The organism is Mycobacterium sp. 852013-50091_SCH5140682 (assembly GCF_001665685.1).
Classification (GTDB): domain Bacteria; phylum Actinomycetota; class Actinomycetes; order Mycobacteriales; family Mycobacteriaceae; genus Mycobacterium.
The window spans coordinates 1-1,469 of record NZ_LZTB01000124.1 but is presented as its reverse complement, the minus strand read 5'-3'; the positions used below and the strand labels follow the sequence as shown (position 1 = coordinate 1,469).

Annotated in this window: 1 protein-coding gene; it reads left to right on the top strand. The window is 66.8% G+C overall.

The features are described 5' to 3' along the window. Positions 1-16 precede the first annotated feature (16 nt). Positions 17-1,469, top strand: a 1,453-nt coding sequence (gene gnd / locus A5784_RS32765; protein ID WP_064949039.1) for an NADP-dependent phosphogluconate dehydrogenase, incomplete at its 3' end; no start/stop codon positions are given.

The following is a 1,469-nucleotide window of genomic DNA, read 5'->3' as shown; positions in this document are numbered from 1 at the left end:
ATCGAAAGGCTGCTGGATGACGAACACGGGTAGGACCGGGACGGCTCAAATCGGGGTGACGGGTCTGGCGGTGATGGGCTCCAACATCGCCCGCAACTTCGCCCGCCACGGCTACACCGTGGCCCTGCACAACCGCTCGATCGCCAAAACCGACGCCCTGATCGCCGAACACGGCTCCGAAGGCACCTTCGTGCGCAGCGAAACCATCGCCGAATTCCTCGACGCCCTGGAAAAGCCCCGCCGCGTACTGATCATGGTCAAAGCCGGCGACCCCACCGACGCCGTCATCAACGAACTCGCCGACGCCATGGAACCCGGCGACATCATCATCGACGGCGGCAACGCCCTCTACACCGACACCATCCGCCGCGAAAAAGCCATCCGCGAACGCGGCCTGCACTTCGTCGGCGCCGGCATCTCCGGCGGCGAAGAAGGCGCCCTCAACGGCCCGTCGATCATGCCCGGCGGCCCCGCCGAGTCCTACACCTCCCTCGGCCCGCTGCTCGAAGAAATCTCCGCCCACGTCGACGGCGAGCCGTGCTGCACCCACATCGGCCCCGACGGCGCCGGCCATTTCGTCAAAATGGTGCACAACGGCATCGAATACTCCGACATGCAACTCATCGGCGAGGCCTACCACCTGCTGCGCGACGCCCTGGGCCTGACCGCCGCCCAGATCGCCGACGTCTTCGCCGACTGGAACAACGGCGACCTCGACAGCTACCTGGTCGAGATCACCGCCGAGGTGCTGCGCCAGGTCGACGCCAAAACCGGCAAGCCCCTGGTCGACGTCATCGTCGACGAAGCCGAACAAAAAGGCACCGGCCGCTGGACCGTCAAATCCGCCCTGGATCTCGGCGTCCCCGTCACCGGCATCGCCGAAGCGGTGTTCGCCCGCGCGCTGTCGGGTTCGGTGCCGCAGCGCCAGGCCACGGTGGGGCTGGCCTCCGGCGATCTCGGCGACAAGCCAACCGACAGCACACAATTCATCGAAGACGTCCGCCAAGCGCTGTATGCCTCCAAGATCATCGCCTACGCCCAAGGCTTCAACCAGATCCAAGCCGGCAGCGCCGAATACGGCTGGAACATCACCCCCGGCGACATGGCCCGCATCTGGCGCGGCGGCTGCATCATCCGCGCCAAATTCCTCAACCGCATCACCGAGGCCTACGACACCAACCCCGACCTGCCCACCCTCATCGTCGACCCCTACTTCCGCGACGCCATCGAAGCCGCCATCGACAGCTGGCGCCGCGTCGTGATCACCGCCACCCACCTGGGCATCCCCATCCCCGGCTTCAGCTCGTCGCTGTCCTACTACGACGCCCTGCGCACCGAGCGACTGCCCGCCGCCCTCACCCAAGGCCTGCGCGACTTCTTCGGCGCCCACACCTACGGACGCACCGACGCCGAACCCACCGCACGCTTCCACACCCTCTGGAGCGGTGACCGCACCGAAATCCAGGCCT